Annotated in this window: 18 protein-coding genes; 8 read left to right on the top strand and 10 right to left on the bottom strand. The window is 61.4% G+C overall.

All coding sequences use genetic code 11. The features are described 5' to 3' along the window. Positions 1 to 9: 9 nt before the first annotated feature. Together QNO10_RS03085 and QNO10_RS03080 are read left to right on the top strand one after the other, a co-directional pair. Positions 10 to 984, top strand: coding sequence for a glycoside hydrolase family protein (locus QNO10_RS03085; protein WP_229949352.1), 975 nt, complete (start codon positions 10 to 12; stop codon positions 982 to 984). After that, positions 981 to 2,150 (top strand): serine hydrolase domain-containing protein, encoded by a 1,170-nt coding sequence (locus QNO10_RS03080; RefSeq protein ID WP_229949351.1) that lies wholly within the window; start codon positions 981 to 983, stop codon positions 2,148 to 2,150. The genes QNO10_RS03085 and QNO10_RS03080 overlap by 4 nt, the downstream gene beginning before the upstream one ends. A 51-nt stretch (positions 2,151 to 2,201) precedes the next feature. Here QNO10_RS03080 and QNO10_RS03075 read toward each other — a convergent pair whose 3' ends face one another. Together QNO10_RS03075 and QNO10_RS03070 are read right to left on the bottom strand one after the other, a co-directional pair. Then, positions 2,202 to 2,867, bottom strand: a complete 666-nt coding sequence (locus QNO10_RS03075; RefSeq protein ID WP_229949350.1) for a response regulator transcription factor — start codon at positions 2,865 to 2,867, stop codon at positions 2,202 to 2,204. Further along, complete coding sequence (locus QNO10_RS03070) at positions 2,864 to 4,021, bottom strand: sensor histidine kinase (protein ID WP_284162339.1); 1,158 nt, start codon at positions 4,019 to 4,021, stop codon at positions 2,864 to 2,866. Before QNO10_RS03070 ends, QNO10_RS03075 begins: the two co-directional genes overlap by 4 nt. 319 nt (positions 4,022 to 4,340) lie before the next feature. Between QNO10_RS03070 and QNO10_RS03065 the strand changes: the two genes are divergently transcribed. Then, a complete protein-coding gene (locus QNO10_RS03065; protein WP_229949348.1) occupies positions 4,341 to 5,594 on the top strand; it encodes a serine hydrolase domain-containing protein in 1,254 nt (417 codons plus the stop codon). A 135-nt stretch (positions 5,595 to 5,729) separates the two neighbouring features. On the opposite strand, the gene QNO10_RS03060 is transcribed toward QNO10_RS03065, so the two are convergent. From QNO10_RS03060 to QNO10_RS03050, 3 genes are all read right to left on the bottom strand, one after another. Beyond that, positions 5,730 to 7,178, bottom strand: coding sequence for a basic amino acid/polyamine antiporter (locus tag QNO10_RS03060; protein WP_283995889.1), 1,449 nt, complete (start codon positions 7,176 to 7,178; stop codon positions 5,730 to 5,732). Positions 7,179 to 7,487: 309 nt separating this feature from the next. After that, on the bottom strand, positions 7,488 to 8,750 hold the full coding sequence (locus QNO10_RS03055) for an arginine deiminase (protein ID WP_229949347.1): 1,263 nt from the start codon (positions 8,748 to 8,750) through the stop codon (positions 7,488 to 7,490). A gap of 206 nt (positions 8,751 to 8,956) precedes the next feature. After that, positions 8,957 to 9,541 (bottom strand): hypothetical protein, encoded by a 585-nt coding sequence (locus tag QNO10_RS03050; RefSeq protein WP_229949346.1) that lies wholly within the window; start codon positions 9,539 to 9,541, stop codon positions 8,957 to 8,959. Positions 9,542 to 9,813: 272 nt separating this feature from the next. Here QNO10_RS03050 and QNO10_RS03045 point away from each other — a divergent pair, with 272 nt between their 5' ends. Beyond that, positions 9,814 to 10,200, top strand: a complete 387-nt coding sequence (locus QNO10_RS03045; protein WP_229949345.1) for a hypothetical protein — start codon at positions 9,814 to 9,816, stop codon at positions 10,198 to 10,200. A gap of 139 nt (positions 10,201 to 10,339) precedes the next feature. Here the strand turns inward: QNO10_RS03045 and QNO10_RS03040 are convergent, their stop codons facing one another. Continuing rightward, positions 10,340 to 10,489 carry a hypothetical protein gene (locus QNO10_RS03040; RefSeq protein WP_229949344.1) on the bottom strand — a complete coding sequence of 50 codons (150 nt, stop codon included), beginning with the start codon at positions 10,487 to 10,489 and terminating at the stop codon, positions 10,340 to 10,342. 15 nt (positions 10,490 to 10,504) lie between these two features. Here QNO10_RS03040 and QNO10_RS03035 point away from each other — a divergent pair, with 15 nt between their 5' ends. Then, on the top strand, positions 10,505 to 10,717 hold the full coding sequence (locus QNO10_RS03035; protein WP_331460342.1) for a DUF1998 domain-containing protein: 213 nt from the start codon (positions 10,505 to 10,507) through the stop codon (positions 10,715 to 10,717). Between the two features lie 97 nt (positions 10,718 to 10,814). Further along, entirely contained in the window at positions 10,815 to 11,036 is a 222-nt protein-coding gene (locus tag QNO10_RS03030) for a hypothetical protein (RefSeq protein WP_284162338.1), read from the top strand. Between the two features lie 602 nt (positions 11,037 to 11,638). Here the strand turns inward: QNO10_RS03030 and QNO10_RS03025 are convergent. Both QNO10_RS03025 and QNO10_RS03020 read right to left on the bottom strand, forming a co-directional pair. Next, on the bottom strand, positions 11,639 to 13,009 hold the full coding sequence (locus tag QNO10_RS03025; RefSeq protein WP_229949743.1) for a DNA cytosine methyltransferase: 1,371 nt from the start codon (positions 13,007 to 13,009) through the stop codon (positions 11,639 to 11,641). 443 nt (positions 13,010 to 13,452) lie between these two features. Beyond that, the gene (locus tag QNO10_RS03020) at positions 13,453 to 14,661 is read right to left on the bottom strand and encodes an MvaI/BcnI family restriction endonuclease (RefSeq protein ID WP_229949341.1); all 1,209 of its coding nucleotides are present in this window, start codon (positions 14,659 to 14,661) and stop codon (positions 13,453 to 13,455) included. A gap of 184 nt (positions 14,662 to 14,845) precedes the next feature. Between QNO10_RS03020 and QNO10_RS03015 the strand changes: the two genes are divergently transcribed. Beyond that, the gene (locus QNO10_RS03015) at positions 14,846 to 16,243 is read left to right on the top strand and encodes a hypothetical protein (RefSeq protein ID WP_229949340.1); all 1,398 of its coding nucleotides are present in this window, start codon (positions 14,846 to 14,848) and stop codon (positions 16,241 to 16,243) included. 170 nt (positions 16,244 to 16,413) lie between these two features. On the opposite strand, the gene QNO10_RS03010 is transcribed toward QNO10_RS03015, so the two are convergent. Together QNO10_RS03010 and QNO10_RS03005 are read right to left on the bottom strand one after the other, a co-directional pair. Then, positions 16,414 to 16,821 (bottom strand): very short patch repair endonuclease, encoded by a 408-nt coding sequence (locus QNO10_RS03010; protein ID WP_331460341.1) that lies wholly within the window; start codon positions 16,819 to 16,821, stop codon positions 16,414 to 16,416. Between the two features lie 167 nt (positions 16,822 to 16,988). After that, positions 16,989 to 18,173 (bottom strand): GDSL-type esterase/lipase family protein, encoded by a 1,185-nt coding sequence (locus QNO10_RS03005; RefSeq protein ID WP_229949338.1) that lies wholly within the window; start codon positions 18,171 to 18,173, stop codon positions 16,989 to 16,991. Positions 18,174 to 18,521: 348 nt separating this feature from the next. On the opposite strand from QNO10_RS03005, the gene QNO10_RS03000 reads away from it, so the two are divergent. After that, complete coding sequence (locus QNO10_RS03000) at positions 18,522 to 19,313, top strand: Ltp family lipoprotein (RefSeq protein ID WP_229949337.1); 792 nt, start codon at positions 18,522 to 18,524, stop codon at positions 19,311 to 19,313. Positions 19,314 to 19,399 lie beyond the last annotated feature (86 nt).

Here is a 19,399-nt window from a genome sequence, read left to right as displayed (position 1 = left end):
AACCGCACCATGGGCTTCACCCGTACCGACCACTGGGTCTGGGATTTCTGGCACGCCAACGACGGCGTCGAGGATTTCCTCTACTACCTCCACGCCCCGAAATCCCTGCTGGACCCCCACCTTCGCCACCGGAACGCGCGCATCGGCGTCGCCACCTCCGCGGACCTCCAGCGGTGGGTCGACCACGGCGTCGTGCTCGAACCCGGAGGGACAGCCGACTTTGATGGCAGCGCCACCTGGACCGGCAGCGTTGTCCAGGACGACGACGGTTCGTGGCACATGTTCTACACCGGCACCCGCTTCCTCTCCGCTGATACGGTCACCAATGTGGAAACGGTCGGCCGCGCCGTTTCCACCGACCTCGTGTCCTGGACCAAGCAGACGGGATCCCTCTCAGCCGATCCCCGCTGGTACGAAACCCTCGCTGACGACACCTGGCACGAGGAAGCCTGGCGGGACCCCTGGATCCACCGTGATTCCGCCGGCCTCTGGCACATGCTCCTCACGGCCAGGTCGCGGGCCGGTTCCGGCCGGGACCGCGGAGTCATCGGCCACGCCACGTCTACCGACCTCCAGCACTGGACGGTGCAACCGCCGCTCAGCGAGCCGGGTGCCGGGTTCGCCCACCTCGAGGTGATCCAGCTGGTGACCATCGACGACCGGCCTGTCCTGCTGTTTTCGTGCGACACCGCCCACCTTGCCGGCCAGCGGAAGGCTGACGGAGTCCAGGGCGGAATCTGGGCACTGCCCCTCGATACCGATGTGCTGGACGGTCCACTCGACGTCGCCTCCGCCGTGCAGCTGACTACCGAAGACCTCTACGCCGGACGTGCCGTCCGCACCAGGACCGGCGAGTGGGCGCTGCTGGCGTTTGAGAACGTTGACAGCGAGGGCACCTTCATCGGCGGGATCTCTGACCCACTGCCCCTGGAATGGGCGCCGAACGGATCCCTTTCGTTCGCCCGGACCGAGGTCAGCGCATGAGCGCGATCCACGGGACAGTAACGGAACAGTTCATGCCGGTGCGGGATGCCTTTGCCGCTGCCTTCGAGGGGAAACCGCGGATGGGTGCGGCACTGGCCGTGCACCATCAGGGCCAGCTGGTGGTCGACCTGTGGGGCGGGGTGGCGGACGCGCGCAGCTCCAGCCCGTGGACCAGCGACACCTCCACGGTGGTTTTCTCCTGTACCAAGGGGATCATGTCACTGCTCATCGCCCGGCTGGTCGAGGCCGGGCAGCTGGATTACGACATGCTGCTCACCGATATCTGGCCGGAGTTCGGCGCCCACGGCAAAGGCGCGGTAACCGTGGGTGACGCACTCGCCCACCGTGCGGGAGTGTCGGCCCTCCGAACGCCTGTGGGGCTGGCGGAAGCCCTCGACTGGCAGACCATGACGGGCCTGCTTGCGGAGCAGGAACCCCTGTGGGAGCCCGGCTCCGGCTACGGCTACCACGCGCTGACGCACGGCTGGCTCAGCGGCGAAATCGTCCGCCGGGTCACCGGACAGATGCCGGGGACGTTCCTCGCCGAAACACTGGCGAATCCGCTGGGCGCTGACCTGCATCTCGGTGTGCCGGTGGAACAGCAGACGAACATTGCCCACAGTGAAGCGGCGGAAAGCCTGCTCGAGTCCGTTCGGGCGCAGCAGGCGGCAAGCTGGCCCGGGGAACCGGACTGGCCCAGTGCCGCGATGACGCTGGGCCATGCCTTCCCCCAGGAACTGGTGGGTCCCGACGCCGGCTTCAACCGTCCCGATGTCAGGGCTGCGGAGTTCCCGGGGGCCGGAGGCGTTGCCACGGCCCGCGGTTTGTCCGCCGCCTGGTCATCCGCCATCCATGACACCGCCGCCACCCGCCGGCTGGACCCGGTGGTGCTCAAACGGGCCACCGAGGTCCGCAGCGAAGGAGCACCCGTGTTTCCTGCACCTGCTCCGTGGCCACGCTGGGGCGCCGGCTTCCAGTTGGATTCCGGTGCGCGGCGATACGTCTCGGCGGACGGGTTCGGGCACGACGGCGCCGGCGGCCAGGTGGCCTTTGCCGAGCCCGGACTGGACCTCAGCATGGCGTTTATTACCAACTGGATGGAATTCGGGGACGATGACCGGGCCACCCGCATTGTCGACGAGCTGCGGAAGGTGATGGAGCGGTAGTTGCCCTGGGGCGCTAGCGGTCGTGGAGCGCTGGTCGCGATGGAGCGCCGACTAGCGGGGAACGGAGACAACACCGTTCCGGAAGGCCCAGACCGCGGCCTGCAGCCGGTCCCGCGCGCCCGTCTTCGTCAGGATTCCTGCGACGTGATATTTGACGGTGGTGGACTCGACAAATAGCCGTTCACCGATTTCCGAGGTTGAAAGCCCTTCGCAAAGGAGCGTCAGGATTTCCGTTTCCCGGGTTGTCAGGGGCACCGCCAGTGACGTCGGCGGGCGGCGCGGCCCGGCAGTCCGGTTCGCGAACTCGATCAGCACCCGGCGGGTCAGCCGCTGGTCGAGGGTGCCGTCCCCGCGCGCGACGGAACGGACCGCGTCCAGCAGCGAATCCTCGTCGGCGCCTTTCAGCAGGAATCCCGAGGCGCCGGCTTCGAGGGCTCCGAAGACATAGTCATCGAGTTCGAAGGTGGTCAGCATCAGTACACCTGTGGTGTTCTGCGGATCGGCGGTTATGGTCCGTGTCGCGGAGATGCCGTCGAGGCCGGGCATCCGGATGTCCATGCAGACGACGTCGGGACGTTTTGCGCGCACCAGCGCCACCGCTTCGTGTCCGTCGGATGCCTCACCAACGACCTCGATGTCCGGGCTGGTTTCCAGAATGACCCGAAGTCCGGCACGGACAATGGCCTGGTCATCGGCTATGGCTACGGTGATGGTCATTTGCCGTCCTCGTAGGTGTTGTCGTCCGGAATGACCATGCTGTTGACCCATCCGCCGTTCTCATCGGGGCCCGTGCGAAGTGTCGCGCCGACAAGTGCTGCACGCTCGGCCATGCCGATCAGACCGTACCCTTCGCGGGAACGCGGCTTGTCCATTGCCCCCGGCGCGCCTGCCCGCGGCGACTCGTTGCTCACCGTCAGCCGCACCGACGTCGGCCCGTAATCCACCCGCACAGCGCGGGCTGCACCGGGAGCGTGGCGAAGTGAGTTGGCGAGGGATTCCTGCACCATCCGGTACGCCGCGATGCCTGCCAGTGGCCGGAGATCGCGAGGAGAGCCGGACTCTTCAAAGACGACGTCGGCGCCGGCTGCTGATGCTTCCGCCACCAGGGCAGGGAGATTCTCCAGTGAGGCCACGGGAGCAAGCTCCCCTTCGGCGTCGGCGCGCAGGAGCCCCACCGTTTGCCGGAGGTTATCCAGGGTTGTCCTCGCGGCACCCTGCACCTGGCGGATGTACTCTCCGGCTTTCTCGGGATCGGAGGTCCGCAGGGCATGCGCCGCCTGGGCGCTGACGATGATGCCGGTCAGGTGGTGGGCCGCGACGTCGTGCAGTTCCCGGGCCATCAGTGTCCGCTCACGGAGGACTGCTTCCTCGGCCCGGTGTTCCTTTTCGCGTTCGGCGGCCTCCGCCCGCTCGCGGAGGGCCTCCAGGAGACGGGCCCTGCCGCCGAGGATTTCTGCGGCGCCCACGCCAAGTCCAAAGACCAAGAGGGTGCGTGCCACGGCAAACGTGGGTGCCAGCTCGGGAGGAACCACGGCGCTGCTCTGCACGGCGAACATCGTGACGACGACGTCGGCCGCGGCAAGTCCCGCCGGTACCAGGTAGCGCCTCCGGCCGCTGGTTGCGCGGACGCAGGTATACACCGCGACCATCACCGCAATGGTGCCGGTGCCCACCTCGCCGGAGGAAAACACCAGCGTGAGGCCATCCAACGCAACAACTGCCAGAAGCACCCCCGCTGGAAAGCGGTGCCGGGCGAGCAGGAACACGGCCTGGGCGAGCATCAATTCCACCGGCAGGAAATCTCCGGGACCTTCCAGCGCATCGGGTTCGAACGCGAGGACCCCGAACACGTAACCGAGTGCCAGCAACACAATGAGCACTATGGGTACTAAATCCCACAGCGCATTGCTTGCCCGGGGCTGGGCCGAAATCTTTAGCATCGCATCGTTCCCATTTACCTCAGGCCGAAATGTTCTTTCAGAATGCCCATGACTGGCTGGTGAGGTAGATTCAAGCATTTTTTCAGCCTAAGCGCGGGAACCCTGCCGGCACCCTATCCGCAAGGACAGTCCGGATCCTGTTCGCAGGTCTGGGGCGCTGGGACCCGCCTCCGGGAAGGCTGGTGGTAACCACTAGCCAGAGGGACCAGGAGCACCACGTGCCCTCCCTCGAAACGGAAGGAACGCCACCATGTCCTACGAAACAGAACCCGCGACAACCCCGGGCGGAACCAAGACGCCGTCGTCGCTAAACCGGACCCTGGGCTTCGCAGCGACGGGCCTCCTAGCGGCCGGCGCCATAAGCGCCGGTGCGTGGTGGGGCATCGGCTCCGTCGCCGCTGATGCCACCGGCTCCCCCACCGGTGCTGCCGGCAACGTGGTGGTCCAGGAGCAGCTGGACGGGCTGGTCGACCGCGGCTTTCCCGCCGCACTGGCCTCAGTGACGCACCCGGACGGCAGCCATGATGACTACGTTTCCGGTGTGGGAAACGTCGAGACCGGCGAGGACGTACCGGTCGACGGGGAGGTGCGCATTGGAAGCAACACGAAGACGTTCACCGCCGTCACCGTGCTGCAGCTCGTGGAGCAGGGACTTGTGGAGCTCGATGCTCCCGTCGAGACGTACCTGCCCGGGCTCGTGCGCGGCGAAGGGATCGACGGCGCGAACATCACCGTCCGGCAGCTGCTGCAGCATACGAGCGGGCTGCCCGAGTTCTCGGATGAACTTGCCGTCGACATCAAGAAGATTCAGCACGCCTATATGTCGCCCCGGGACCTGCTCGATCTGGCCCTTGCGCATCCGGCGCAGTTCGCCCCGGGGGAAAGCTGGGATTACTCCAACACCAATTACGTCGTGCTGGGGCTGATTGTGGAGAAGGTGACGCAGCGTCCCCTCTCCGAGGAGATCACAAAACGCATCATCGAACCCCTCGACCTCCAACACACCTATTTTCCGTCCGTGGGTGAGCAGGGTTTCCGGGGTGACCATCCGTCCGGATACCACATGGAGGCCGACGGCGAACGGTTCGACGTGACCACACTGGACCCCTCCTGGGCCTGGGCGGCGGGGCAGATCATCGCCAGCCCCAGCGACGTCAACGAGTTCACCCGGGCTGTACTCGACGGCCGCCTGCTCAGCGAAGAGTCGATGACCGAAATGCAAAAGACGGTACCCATACCCGACGAGGAAAGCCTTTGGCCGGGCTCGGAATACGGGCTCGGTCTGCAGAGCCATCCGCTGAGCTGCGGCGGCGATATCTGGGGCCACGGTGGCGACATCCACGGCTACGAGACGCGCAACGGAGTGGCCGAAGACGGCACCGCCTTCACCGTGGCTGTGACTTCACTTCCCGGGGGCATCGGCGATCCGTCGAACGAAGAGGAGATGCTGGAGCACTACAAGTCCGTCATGACAACCGTGGATGCGGCCTTCTGCGAAAAGTAGGAGGTCCGCGGCAGGTCCACCGGGAGGCCGTCGTCTCGGCAGGCGGCGGCCCGGCGACTGGCGACGGCGGCACCCACACTGGGCCGCCGTCGTCGTCGTTGGGTCCCGACTGTGGCCAGCCCCGAGTCCGCTAACTCAGAGCGCTATCCAGCCCCGGGCCAGGGCGAGCACGCCTGCAACGGCTCCTGCCAAAGTCATGAGGAAAAGAACCAGCTCCCCTCCCCGGAAAACGCGCTGCCCTTGTTCACGGCGGGCAATCACGAACAGGACGGTGGCGGGGGCGTAGAAGATCATCGAAAGCAGCACCAGGGGCAGCCCGGCGGCATAGACCAGGAACACTGAATAAATGGTGGCAATGACGGCAATGGCCAGGTCGCCCCGCCGGGTGCGGCTCGGGGCTCCTTCATACGTTTCCCCGCTCCAACCGAGCTTGAGGGCGTAGAGGGCCGCGAAAAGGAGGGAAAACAACGTCAGGACCGCGGTCATGTCCAGTGCGAAGTCGAAGGCGTCCCCGGAGAAGTAGGTGATGACCATTACCAGCTGGCTGAGCAGTGTGCTCAGCAGCAGGGCGTTGACCGGGACATCGTCCTCACTGACCCGGGACAGGAACCGCGGCATGTCCTTCTCCGTGGCGGCCACGTACAGAACCTCCGCTGCCATCAGGCTCCAGGCCAGGTAAGCCCCCATCACAGAAATGATCAGGCCTGCGCTGACGAACACCAGCCCCCAGGCTCCCACCCCCGCTTCCAGGACACCAGCCATGGACGGTTGGCGCAGCTCAGCGAGCTGTTCCATCGGCAGGACGCCGTAGGAAACGATCGTGACCGAGGCAAAGATGGCAAAGACGCTCAGGAATCCGAGGACGGTGGCCCGGCCAATGTCCTCCCGCCGTCGGGCATAACGCGAATACACGCTGGCACCTTCAACACCCAGGAACACGAACACCGTCACCAGCATCGTGTTGCTGACCTGCTCGAACAGCGGCCCCGTATAGTCCGCCCCGCTAAGGTTTCCCGCGAAGACGGCGGGGTCGAACAGGAAGACAGCAAACAGCACGAAGACCAGGATGGGAACTACCTTGGCGATCGTGACTATCCGGTTAATGGCCGTGGCTTCTTTGATGCCGCGCCTGATCAGGAAGAAGAATCCCCACAGCCCGGCCGAGGACAGCACGACGGCGAGGAGGGTGTCCCCTGCGCCCAGCTGCGGAAACAGGGCTCCCAGCGTGGACATGGTGAGCACCCAGTAGGTGACGTTTCCAACACAGGCACTGGCCCAGTAACCTGCTGCGGAGAAGAACCCCACGTAATTTCCGAAGCCGGCCTTGGCGTAGGCGAAGACCCCCGCATCAAGCGCTGGTTTGCGCATGGACAGCCGCTGGAACACGAAAGCCAGCATCAGCATGCCGGAACCCGCAATCAGCCAGGCGACCAGCGCACCCCACACCCCGGTTTCCTCGGCGAAGCGCTGGGGCAGGGAAAACACCCCGGCCCCGACCATGGACCCGATCACCACGGTGGTGAGGGTCAGCAGGGAGAGTTTGGCTGCTGGGGCTTTGTCCCCTGAAGCAGGCGCATTAGACACGGTTCTTTTCCAATCGGATGTGGCGGCCACTGAGGCAACACCGCTTAGACATCTATGGAGGGGACCGCTTCCTGCGGAGGCTCCTCCGTCAGCGGCTCACCACAATCCTCTCAGAGGGAGACGGCAGGGTCCGAATCGGCGGCCAGCACCTCGAGGCGGATGTCGGACGGGTCCCTGCAGTGGAAAGGCATGTACCCGTCAGAGATGGTGCGTTCACGTAAGCCCAACTTGAAACCGCGGCCGGAATTCCGATGTCGGGCGTGGCCGCGGCCGCGGTCACATGCCAGCCGCGGCCCGCCTTCGCCGTCGTTACTCGATCCCGTCCCGAATGATGGGGCAGGTCATGCAGTGTCCGCCGCCACGGCCGCGGCCAAGTTCGGCCCCGACAATCGGGATGACCTCGACGCCGGCGTTCCGCAGGGCCGCGTTGGTCTGGGTGTTGCGGTCATAGGTGAGCACCACGCCCGGTTCCAGGGCGACGGCGTTGTTCGCGCTGTCCCACTGCTGGCGCTCGGAGGCGGAGTAGTCGCCGGCGGTCTCCACCAGGCGCAGCTTTTTGTAGCCCATGGATTCGGCCACCACGTCCACGAAGCGGCGGTCGCGGTGGTCCCGCACCTCCACCCCGGGGCTGCGGTCCGAGGGGTGGAGGGTGAAGGCGTGGATGCCGTCGACGATGGCCGGGTGGATGGTCGCCAGGTCCCGGTCAGCGAAGGTGAACACGGTGTCCAGGTGCATCGCCGCCCGCAGCTTGGGTATCCCGGCCACGACGATCCGTTCGGCGGCCTCGGCGGCGAACAGCGACTGTGCGAGCTGGGTGATGGCCTGGCGCGAGGTGCGCTCCCCCATGCCGATCAGCACTGTGCCGTTGCCCACCGGCATCACGTCTCCGCCTTCCAGGTAGGCCTGGCCCCAGTCCTGTTCCCCGTCGCCCCACCAGACGGTGGAGGCCGCGTACTCGGGGTGGAACTTATAGATGGCCTGCATCAGCAGGGTCTCGTCGTGGCGTGCCGGCCAGTACAGCGGGTTCAGCGTCAACCCTTCGCCGACCCAGCAGGTGGTGTCCCGGGTGTAGAGGGTGTTGGGCAGCGGCGGCAGCAGGTACTCGGGCCGCCCGGAGGATTCCCGGGCCAGGGCGATGTAACCGGTGCGGTAGTCGGCGGGAAGGTCCGACGTCGCGAGCCCGCCGATGAGGTAGCGTGCCAGGTCCGCTCCGGTCAGCGAATCCAGGAAGGCCCGGGTGCCGGACACCAGTCCCAGTCCGACCCGGTTGGCGATGATTTTGCGGTCCAGCAGCCAGGTCCGCGCCTCGGGCAGGTCCATGGTCTGTCCCAGGAGATCGTGGAGCTCGACGACGTCGACGCCGGAGTTTTCCATCTTGGTGACGAAGTCGGCGTGGTCCCGCTGGGCGTTCTCGACCCACATCACATCGTCGAACAGCAGGTCTTCCCGGTTGGTGGGGGTCAGCCGTTCGTGCGCCAGGCCCGGAGCGCAGACGAGGACCTTGCGCAGTTTGCCGACCTCCGAGTGCACCCCGTAGGTGGCGCTGGTCAGGGTAGAGGCGGGGGAAGGCATAGGTGACTCCTTTATCAGCAGGCTTACAAGCATCCTTGCAGACGGAGGGGCGGGGGCCGAATCGGGGCCCCGCCCTCGTGGCTTGTCCCATTAGGGCAGCGGCGGGGCGCTGTCCGACGAGACGGGTCCGCTCCCCCGCAGCAGCCTCAGGGCACGCAAGCTGTACACGGCTACCAGGCTAGTAAGCCTCAGACGGCAACCAGGGATTACTCCTTATAAGAAGTAGATGTTTCTCGGGCGAGAACCAATAGGGACAACGCCACTGTCGGCACCCCGCCAGAGAGGGTGAGAGTCGCGAGACCCGGGAGCCAATTCAAATCAGCCGCGGCAATGTCCACAAGGATCAGGGCCGCCGTGGAACCGAGCAACATAGCTGGAATAGGGCGAGATCGGCGGCGATGCTTGACGATGATCAAGATTCCCAAGGTCAGCACCGCCAAGGTTCCAACGAGATGGAGGAAATTGATCCATCCAACCAGTGGGGTGGAAGGACCATAAGAACTGGCCATAATCGCAAAAAACATCACCATGTTCCAAGTGCCCAGAGCGATGCCTAATACACCCGCGCTGATGCGCAGCCCCGACGACGGTTGCCGCATCGGAGGCGCCGGATAGGGCTGCTGGTACATCCACTGTCCTGTCAAAAGCGCTGGCGAGGACATCCGAGCAGTTTCGGGAGCAATTTCGCCGGGTTGAAGGTAAACGGCTTGCTGCCCCGGCTGAAGATAAACAACCTGGGGTGCCGCAGGCGGCGTCGGTGGCTGCGGGGTTTGACCGGCGGTGCTGTCCATGGTGCCTTTCGAAAGGGAATGACGTAACTCACGAACCCTGAGCTGGACTCGAGTACGGTGACATAGCTTACCCGCCCTGCGTCCGACTGGTGACGACGAGCGTTGTCTATAGCGCACCGATGAAAGTAGCGAGCGCGGCAGATGCCCTAATACATTTCGGTTTCTCCGATTCGACTTAGCCGAGGCTGATGTTGCGAATAGATGAACGTATTTCTTAGACCACATATACGGTTAGACTGGAGCGATAATTACCAGGACTTTGGAGGAATAACGTGCGTAGTCACGCAGGTACCTATTTGCTCGGCGCTACGTTGGTCCTCGGACTTTCGGCGTGCGGCTCCAGCTCGCCGAAATCCATCGACGATCTCAGCGAAGTTATTGAGTCAGCGGGCTACGAATGCGAGAACCCCACCGATGAAGGCGATGATCGAGAGGGCGTGTCGTGTGGCGAGGAGATTTACGCAACTTGGTACCCGAGCGCCAGTGATGAGGCAGCATCCTTCGAAGCGGCGTCATCCGTCTACGAGGGAGTACCTACCGCATATTCGGTGGATCTTCACATGATCCGGGGACAACAATGGCGTATAAGCGGTGATGAAGGTGCCGTGACCAAGGTTGCGGAATCTCTGGGTAAGGACGTTGTCAGCATCGGTAACTGAGTGAGCAGCCAAACGTTCTTCGATTTCCGTGTCGTTTACATGGAACGGTATTGATCGGTCCTGCCAGCGCATCGAAGTCCTCGATGCCCATCTTTCGCAGACGCGACGCGTAGTCGAACATCTGTCCCACAATCTCGCGTCATATCTGCGGGTTGCTGGCGAGCTTGCACTTCATGAGCGTCACCTGGTCGTCGACATCCAGAACGACCACGTCGGCCCGCCCGGCTGTCGACTGGAACTCCAGGCAGGTCACGGCGTCGGCGCTGACCCCAGGGATTTTCTCCTTCATACGCTAGCCCACGTGATGATCGATCAGCTGGCGCTGGACGCGGGCTACCCGGCGTCCTCGATTCGGGAAAGACTCTACTCTGGCGAAGGAGCAGCAGGCATCCTGCTGTACACCGCTTCATCCGACTCAGCCGGCAGCCTCGGCGGGGTGGCTGCCCAAGCACATCCGGAGAGACTCTCACAGGCGTTGGATGAGGGCCTGCGCCGGCCCCCGCCGAACAACCGATGACGACACAACGGAACCAATTCCGGATGCCGTTCATCAGAGTCACTGGGAAAACATCTATGAAGACGCGCCCGGCCTTCGCGATCTCATTCTTGAACTGGTGGAACTCGGTGTGGTGCCGGATCAGTGGGGACCAGACATGGGGCCCGAAAACCAATGGATGGTAGACCTAACCTGGCCCGGACAAAGAATGGCAGATGTGGTGGAACCGAATGAAGAGCCCGACACGTGGCTCGGCGACCAAGGATGGAACGTTCTCGAGTTGCCCGATTATGCCCCGGACGACCTGGCCAACGTCATAGTCAGCGAACTCGATCTCTGACCGCTTGAGGGGGCGGGAGCATCAATAACCCAAGGACGGGTGAGCACCGGCAGGCACAAATGCCAGCGCCGATAGGGCCATCCCATTCCGCCGGTTTGTTTCATGACGCTGGAGCCACCCTTGGAAATGGAGCCATCCGTCACTCAGCGGGATCAAAATGCACCGATTCCTCGCTGTCCCGATACTTCGTCCAACGATTCGAGCCCATGTCGGCTCGCAGATTCCTCTCGGCATCAGCTCGGCTTGAGATGCGGTCCAGCTTGCTCAGAAACACCTCCATGTTAGCTTCCGTCGGAAACGCGTCATCAGGCAACCGTCGGATACGGACATGGCCGAGCTCCACCGAGGTCCTTCTGTCGTGAAAAGTGCTAACAAGGACATGTTGCCGAGCAGTCTTCGCCGCGCTTCCTAGACCTTCGGCCTTTGCTGACGACGAACCGGCCGGGCGCCCGTCACATTCCAAGCCAATGTGTGGCTGTCCCCTCGGTGGAGCCGCAGATCCCTAAATGGACGCTGGCCTGTCGGCTTCCGCCCGGCGGGCTCCCCCAACCAGTCCAGAGGTGCCCAATGGTCGGTCGAATGCCGACCGACCATTGCCTACTCTATTTATCGGACCGGGGCAGGTTTAGAACCCGTTCGATATTGTTTCCCACTGCGAGAGACAGCCATGGTGACACGGCATTCCCGACTTGCGAATACTGGGGCACCTCCACGCGCCGCCGGTGGGCGCCTGTGGTTTCCTTTCCAAGGAACTCGAAGTCGTCCGGGAAGCCCTGGAATCTGGCCAATTCCCTCACCGTGAAAATTCGAGGTTCAGCAGGGTGAACGTAGTCATCGGGAAGGGTAACGACTGTACGTGCAGGCTTGTCCCATGCCAGAACCTTCTGCGAATGCTTTTTCGTTAACAGAGAGAGTATCAGTGCTGTAAGTTCGTCCAGCGAGTTTGCGAGTACTTCGCCATCAGGAGCAACGGCCGGGATAGGAGCATCCACAACCTGAGACTTGATAAATATCTCGGCATCCATAAGCGGGAGCCCGGACGCCTTAGAGATCAGCTTTGGTTCCAAGCCCGCAAGGACGAGGTACTGATAAAGATGGAACCTCTGCCTCGTCCTCTCGGCATGCTTTCTGGGTACATGATTTAGCGGGCTAGCGGCTCTCTTCTTGAGTCCCCATGCAGGATTCCTCATCTCCCTAACATAGGCACCGTTGGCCCGACGGCGGAGGTTGGACAGGTCCACAATGGCAGTGGCGACAGTTCGAACTTCGTCAGACCTTACCGTAGGACGGGGCACAAGATCAGGCAGTGGATGGGAAATACGGTCGGTAAAGTCCGATTTCCAAAGGTTCCCAGTAACGGTAGTTCCTGACGCTTCAGCCACATCCCTACGCAGACCGATGATCATCAGGCGAGGTCGGTGCTGAGGTGCGCCGTAATGCATCGCATTAACAAGCATGCCTTGCACAAGGTAACCTGGGCCCGTTTCGGCTAGGGCAACCTGCAGTTGCACAAACGACGATTCCTCTTCGCTGCTGAACTTCTGGTTCATGCCAACAACGTTCTCGATGACAACGGCCTTCGGTTCCGTCTTCCCCACGAACTCGAGGTACTCCCACGGCAGTTTGTTACGGACGTCCTCGGGGTTTCGGCGGCCAGCGAGGGAGAACCCCTGACAAGGCGGCCCGCCAACAACTAGATCGAGCCCCTGGGCGCGGATACCTTCGAGCAGTCCGTCTTGTTCCAGAAGCGAACTCAGTTCCTTGACGAGGAGGCCGGCCTGAACCTGCTCCTCCACCGGCTTGCTAACATAGGCCTGCCACTCGGCCATGTCAGACGCGTCGCGTATCAGGTTGTGGGCGAAGGTCCGAGCTGCCATGTCGGACTTCTCTACGGCAAGGAGCAGCTCGCCCCCGGCTCGTTCAACGCCGAGGGAAAGGCCGCCGCAACCGGCGAATAGGTCTACGTATTTCATCACACCACGATTCTTGCTTATTGCACCGACAAAAGTCCAGGCGACACTATGGTCAGCCTTCATATGACGCGTGGGACTGTTGCGGCAGTTGACTACCCTGTAGGGCGGCCAGAAGGGGAAAGACAATCTTACGCCCCATCGCCGCGTCCCTCTGCACCGCTCACCTGTTCCGTTCATTTCGCCCTGCGTCTGGCGTCCGTGCGGGCCGTACGGTTCCTAGTCCCCAGATATGAGAAGGGGATTTCGCGTGCGATGTGTCACGTCATGTCCTTCTGGTCGCGGGATGAGCTCACGTCGGGACGCATTGAGCCTCGGCTACATCTGCAGAGGTGGGCGCGCCGAATCACCGATCCTCATCCACTCCACGGATGCAAGCCCTAAGGGGATTGATCCCCAACAGGCGGTTCTAGGTCTGGCCTAGGGTCCGCCACTATCTGCCGTCACTAACTCAGCTTGCTGAAGTCGAAATAACGAGGCTTGGGGAAGAGGAGATCGAAGCTCTGGGGCCGAATTTTGAATAGCGGTCCCGCTTCACGTGCACCCTCGGTCTTGTCGAAAGGTCTGCTGATGAGATGATCCATATAGATGGCCCCGGACTCTATCAGTGGCACAAATTGCGGGATCACCGGCTGGCTGCGGAAGTGCGCCCCATCAAAGCGAATGAACTCTTGTCCGCCGCGCGATTCAGAGGTCGCCTTCACCCAGAGCGTGTTCTTGTGCTTACTTGCTAATTTTGCTTCTAGCTTTTCCAAAGACCACTTTGCGACAACGGGATATGCAGGATTCTCAGAGACTTCCAGCAGAAAGCCCTGCTCTTCCCGTACTTCCATGCGAAGCCCCTGCGAGTTCCGCCGGATGGTATCGACCGAGCAGTTTAGGGCGAGCTCCTTGCCACCGGACCTCTTTACTCGCTCGTAACCGAATACATCGAGGATTGCGTTGGAACTCCTCAAAGGACTCTCTGACCAATCCGGTACGTTGGCAAACAAAGTGTGTCCGCGCGGCTTGGATGCTCGAGTTGACTTGAGTTCAATGACGTTCTTGTAGTCAGGTGCTTGCCGCGAGTTCGCTTCGATACCCAAGCGTGTCTCTAAGAGATGCCCCACACCTGTATCACCCGCCCTCAGGGTGGGGATGAATCCTTCCTTATGAAGTGAAACCATCTCAACGAGGAGTTCTTCCAACAAGGATTCCGCCGAATTAGCTCGAGGGGTGAAGAGAGTCGAGAACGGAGGCTGCGTGGAGTCCAACAGCTTAGAAGGAGTGGTTGAGAGGTTGATTGCACAAATCCGGCCGTCGTGCCAGATAAGCAACAGGATGTCGTCAGGGCTGGAATGGCGACTCATTTTGGACAACCACATCCTAGGGTCGCCTTGCTTAGTTAGCGGCCGATAGAGGGACGCTGGAGCATCTTCCGTTCTACCGTCCGGCAGAACGATAACTCCGGGGATGTATTGCTTTGCTTCCTGACCCTGACGCTGCTGGTCGTAATCGTGAATGCCCTGTTCGCGGAGGAACTCACGAATGCTACTGGTCGCGTCCCAATAGCTCTTATCGAGAATCGTTCTGGTGAGATGGACCAGCGCAAAAGGCGTGCCGGCTCGCTCCGCTAACGCCACAGAGGCGCTCTCATCTTCTGTCAGGGGTCGCATGAACGTCTTTCTAGTTGAAGCACAATTTTTCGGCTTGGTGATGAGACGCGGCCATGCAAAGATTGCAGCCGGCATCAATATGTATGAAATCCTGATACATCCGCAAAAGCCAAATTGACATAGCCGAACACAGCTGCCATAAGCCGCGGACTCCCTCCTGCCATACCGCGAAAGAGACACACGCATGCTGACTACCGAGCCCGCACCTTCGAGTGCCGCACCAGCTAACTCCTTCTTGGCGAAGGCAATGACGATGATGGTGTTTCCATTGCGGCGTCTCAGGCCAATAAATGATCTCAACTTCGCAGGAAACGATGGCGAGCAAGCATTGCTCGATCTGGAGCCTGACCTATTCCGATCCGATGAGCTGGACATGAGCTTCATGGAGAACGTGTGCGGGGTTGGGGCAGGCCGCCTCGAACGCGTAAAAGGACCATGTGGGATCGTGTCAGGTCAAGGGACCAACGCGATCACAGCGACGCTGGATTGTTTCGTCCTCCGGGGGAAGTCCCATTTGGAAGCTGGTCGGAGCGGAAAAGATCCAGAGGTCACAGATCTTTTCCTAGCGTTTGTTTCCTTCAACTGCGACACCGAAGCAGTCGGTGAGATAGCAGCGTTTCTCCACAGACCGTCCAAGTGTGCCGGCAGAGCCGGGTGCATTTCGAGAGGACATCAGGGGTTGTGTGTGAGCATCAGGGCCGAAATAGCTGCCGTAATTAGAGACCTTAACTCCGGCCCAGGAGCCGAAACCGAGGGGAACAGTGTGCCTCTAGAATTCACCCTCCGGGGCGATGGCAATTTCGCCTTGAAATTAGATGAGCATGACTCTGCTGCTGCTGCGAATCCTTCCCCCACGTACTTGCCGCAACGTGGGCGGGCCCATGCCCTCGTGGTTTCTCGGTTCGCCCACCCCGAAGTACAAGCCATGTCCCACACGCACGATGGTAGAAGTTTCTACTGGTGGGCGGACCACAGGGTCTGGGTCGTATCGAAAAGCGGGAAGCAAACGGGATTACCCAACAAGATGTTGGGATCAGCTCCAGGAGTCGATAAGTCAAAGCATTCGACGCTATTCAACGACGTCACGATGCCAGTCCTCCTAGTAATCCAGCAAGCTTTCGCTATTGCCGAACTACGAACTGAGTTTTCCACCCTCTCTAGCAGGCGGGATCTCGACGTGCTCGCTCAAGCTGGAATATCGCGGGCCTTGGCGCACGATTTACTGGTTTTCCGAAGCTTGACGTGGGTGACCACTCTATCCTTCAGTCCTGATCTAACGGATTACCTCAACGATATTCAAGCGGCACTTAAGCTCGGACCATCATATAACGCGTTGATGGATGACTTCTCCCACTGGAATTCACACTTAGAGCTGCTTGCTCAAGTCCAGCAGTCTACGAAGGCCGAAAAGAATGCTGCATTCCTCACAATTTTAAGCATTTGCATCGCGGTTGGGGCTTTATGCTTTCAGCAGGGGACAATTCCCGCTGTTGCCTGCTCAGTGGTCGCTATAATCGGCGCTTTAGCGTTCCTTTTCCGGAAGAGGCGTGAAGCTAAAAGCAAAGGGAGTCAACATTCCTAGCGCATCGGATTCACCATCAGGTGCAGGCATTCCCAGACGCAGACCCTAAGCAAAAAATCTTCAGCTGTCGGGTGGTGAAGTCGCTTATGCCACACCACAAACCACTCTTCACGCCGTTCGCTACGCGGAACGGAGATTTGGTTACCGCGACGCGTCATTAGCAGGACCATTTACGCGCGAGGACCCCCTAGATACTCAAGCACCTCCTCGGGCACTCCCTCCGAGGCTTTGACACGGCATTCCCAGACCACGAGGGAGTCCCAGCCTAGATCTTTGAGAAGTAGTATCTGCCGCCGATCTCGCTCTTGGTTTTTTAGGCGCTTATTCCGCCAGAACTCGGTGTTTGTCCTAGGAAGTCGCGCACCTACAGGACAATCATGTCCATGCCAAAAACAGCCATTTATAAATACCACCTTCTTACGTCCGGGAAAAACAAGGTCAGGTTTTCCCGGCAGCCTAGCGTCGTGCAAACGGTATCTATACCCAAGGCGGTGGAGAGCCCTCCGAACCGTAATCTCGGGCTTCGTATTCTTAGACTTGATTTTTGCCATATGTTCACTGCGACGTTTCGCATCCATAAAGTCTGCCATGTTTCGATTCTAAGCATCCGCAAATGAGAGGCAAAGGCCATATCTGAGACCTTATGACCAGAAGCACTGGAGCACCACAACCCGCAATTCACGAAGTAACGAACAGCCAGAGGCAGAGTTCGGGTACTAGCGGCACCACCAGAAAAGTGTATGGCTCAAGCTCCTCTCCTCACTTTCCCGTCCTGAGATACCTTCTCGAACTCGAACGGCCCCTCCGCCGCAAACGCATACTTGGCGAACCGCTCCCCGATCAGCTGGTGCGTTGCGCTGTCCGGATGCAGAGCATCGGGCAGCGGATGCACCTCGGCGTCATCGGCGCCGTAGAGGCTCAGACCGTCCAGGAAGTGAAGGTTCGGGTCCTCCGCCCGGCGGGCGACCAGAGACTCCAACGCCTCGCGGATCACCCGCAGCGTCAGCTGGCCCGCAGCCACGCCATCCGGCGAACCGGTAGCAATAAACCGAACCTGGTCCGTCCCGAACGATGCCGGATCAATTGCGCCAGGACCCGGAGTGTCTTCGTGGATACCGCAGAAGATCGGCGAGATCAGCACCAAAGGCGTCTCAGGATGTCCTTCCCGGATCGTGTCGAGGAAGCCGTGCACCGCAGGCACAAAGGCGCGCAGCCGCATGGAGTCCATGTTCACGACGTTGATGCCGAGCTTCACGCTGATGAGGTCGGCCGGGGTATCGCGCATTACCTGAGCGGTAAACGGATCCACGAGGGCGCTGCCGCCCAGACCGAGATTGTGCAGCTCCACCCCGCCTAGCTGGGCAGCAACAACAGGCCAAATCTGAGACGGCGTGGCCGCATTCGAGCCGTGGCTGATGGAACTGCCGTGGTGCAGCCAGACGGGCTTTCCCGAGGAATGCGGCTCCACGGGAGCGTCCGAGCGCAGCTCTACCAGCTCAACTGCCTCATTGTGCGGAAGCCAGACCTCAACCACCTTGGAGCCCGAAGGCAGCCGGAACTCGCTGGTATGCGACGGCCCCTCAAACGGAGTCGCCGCACCGGTGGACATGTCCACCTCGGTGTAGTCGCCGCCGGTGAGCTCGTCGCTCTGGAGCAGCTTCCCGTCGACCACCAGATCAACCGACCCCCGAGCCCGGTCCGCACCCCGGTACACCACCCGGGACGGGTGCGTCACAACCTCCAGGACCTCCGCCGTCGTCGAGAAAACCAGCCGCACACCGGAGGGCTGGCCTTCCGCCATCAGCAGCTGCGGATCGGGAAAACGCGTACGCACCTCCGCCGGCAGCCGATGCGGCCGCAGACCGCGGGGAGTTGTTTCCAATTCCGTGGCTCCGCGCACCAGTGCAGGCGTAATGGGGGTGGTGATCATGTGGATGGTTCTCCCAAAGGTCCGGCTCAAAGGTTAGGAATCCTCAGTTTACGGCGCAGATAATGCACATGCGGCATCGGCTCCCGGGTGGATGGGAGTCGAGATTCAACCCAAGATTGGTACTCGGTTCCCCGCCTGCCGCATGTGAAACAATCAGCTTGACCACGGTCACCGCGGTCACAGATTCTGAATCAACATACCTGGGCCAAATAGTTGGGCCCTGCGATTCAATCTCTGGCACACCATCTTCGGGGGGATTCAATGTCGTCATTTCAGCCTGACCCTGCCCAATTTCCGCCCCTTCCGCCCGGTCCGCCGCAGCTCACGCAGCCCACGCAGCCCAAAGCGATGATCTCAACCTGGATCATGGGGGCCGTCCTGCTGTTCTTCATCATCCTTGGCATCACAGCCGCGGGTGTCGGAGGTGCTCTTATGTACATCTCCTTCTTTTTGTTTTTCACCGGGTTGTACGTCCTGATCTTTGGACGGCCTTCCTGGCTGCGGCTGCCCGGCCGCAAGTGGGGTGGCGCAACCACGGGAGTGGCGCTGGTCCTTTTCGTTCTTGCCGTGGTGCTGGTTCCTGTCCCGGCCGAAACGGAGAATACAGCGGCTGCCTCCGCCACGAAGGCTCCAACGACGGCGGCCCCCACGCCGAAACGAAGCGTGACCGCCAAACCAACAGTCACAGTTGATCCTGAAGCCAAGGCCAAAGCTGACGCCGAAGCTCGAGCGAAGGCCGAGGCTGACGCAGCCGCGAAAGCACAAGCCGAAGCCGCAGCAAAAGCACAGGCGGAGGCAGATGCAAAGGTGAAAGCTGACGCCGCAGCCAAAGCAGCTGCCGAAGCGGCCGGGACATATAGCCAGCAAAATGCACTCCGAGCGGCCCAGGATTACCTCAAATTCATGGCTTTCTCGCGCCCTGGCCTGATCGCACAACTCGAATATGAGCAGTATTCAACCGAAGATGCGACGTGGGCTCTGGACCATATGACCGTGGACTGGAACGCACAGGCTGCCAAGTCTGCCGAGGACTACCTCGAGTTCATGCCGTTCTCCCGGCCAGGCCTGGTTGAACAACTGATCTATGAGGGCTTCACTCCCGCTGAGGCTGAATACGGGGCAGGCCAAGCAGGCCTTTAGCGGTGCGACTCGCCCTGTCCACCGGTGTTGACCCTTGAACCGCCACACGCCCCGCAAGCATCCTCGACGGCGTCCTCTACCACGAG

It is taken from the genome of Arthrobacter sp. zg-Y919, from assembly GCF_030142045.1.
GTDB lineage: Bacteria > Actinomycetota > Actinomycetes > Actinomycetales > Micrococcaceae > Arthrobacter_B.
Note: the sequence above shows the minus strand (reverse complement) of the source record. Positions and strands in the feature narration are given on the sequence as shown.

Bases quoted from the DNA above. Each gene is read 5' to 3' on its own strand.
- QNO10_RS03085 (WP_229949352.1), top strand. From the start codon at position 10: ATGGGCTTCACCCGTACCGACCACTGGGTCTGGGATTTCTGGCACGCC.
- QNO10_RS03080 (WP_229949351.1), top strand. From the start codon at position 981: ATGAGCGCGATCCACGGGACAGTAACGGAACAGTTCATGCCGGTGCGG.
- QNO10_RS03050 (WP_229949346.1), bottom strand. From the start codon at position 9,541: ATGGACAGCACCGCCGGTCAAACCCCGCAGCCACCGACGCCGCCTGCG.
- QNO10_RS03005 (WP_229949338.1), bottom strand. From the start codon at position 18,173: ATGATCACCACCCCCATTACGCCTGCACTGGTGCGCGGAGCCACGGAA.
- QNO10_RS03055 (WP_229949347.1), bottom strand. From the start codon at position 8,750: ATGCCTTCCCCCGCCTCTACCCTGACCAGCGCCACCTACGGGGTGCAC.
- QNO10_RS03075 (WP_229949350.1), bottom strand. From the start codon at position 2,867: ATGACCATCACCGTAGCCATAGCCGATGACCAGGCCATTGTCCGTGCC.
- QNO10_RS03035 (WP_331460342.1), top strand. From the start codon at position 10,505: ATGATCGATCAGCTGGCGCTGGACGCGGGCTACCCGGCGTCCTCGATT.
- QNO10_RS03015 (WP_229949340.1), top strand. From the start codon at position 14,846: ATGCTGACTACCGAGCCCGCACCTTCGAGTGCCGCACCAGCTAACTCC.
- QNO10_RS03040 (WP_229949344.1), bottom strand. From the start codon at position 10,489: ATGAAGGAGAAAATCCCTGGGGTCAGCGCCGACGCCGTGACCTGCCTG.
- QNO10_RS03020 (WP_229949341.1), bottom strand. From the start codon at position 14,661: ATGCGACCCCTGACAGAAGATGAGAGCGCCTCTGTGGCGTTAGCGGAG.
- QNO10_RS03065 (WP_229949348.1), top strand. From the start codon at position 4,341: ATGTCCTACGAAACAGAACCCGCGACAACCCCGGGCGGAACCAAGACG.
- QNO10_RS03000 (WP_229949337.1), top strand. From the start codon at position 18,522: ATGATCTCAACCTGGATCATGGGGGCCGTCCTGCTGTTCTTCATCATC.
- QNO10_RS03010 (WP_331460341.1), bottom strand. From the start codon at position 16,821: ATGGATGCGAAACGTCGCAGTGAACATATGGCAAAAATCAAGTCTAAG.
- QNO10_RS03025 (WP_229949743.1), bottom strand. From the start codon at position 13,009: ATGAAATACGTAGACCTATTCGCCGGTTGCGGCGGCCTTTCCCTCGGC.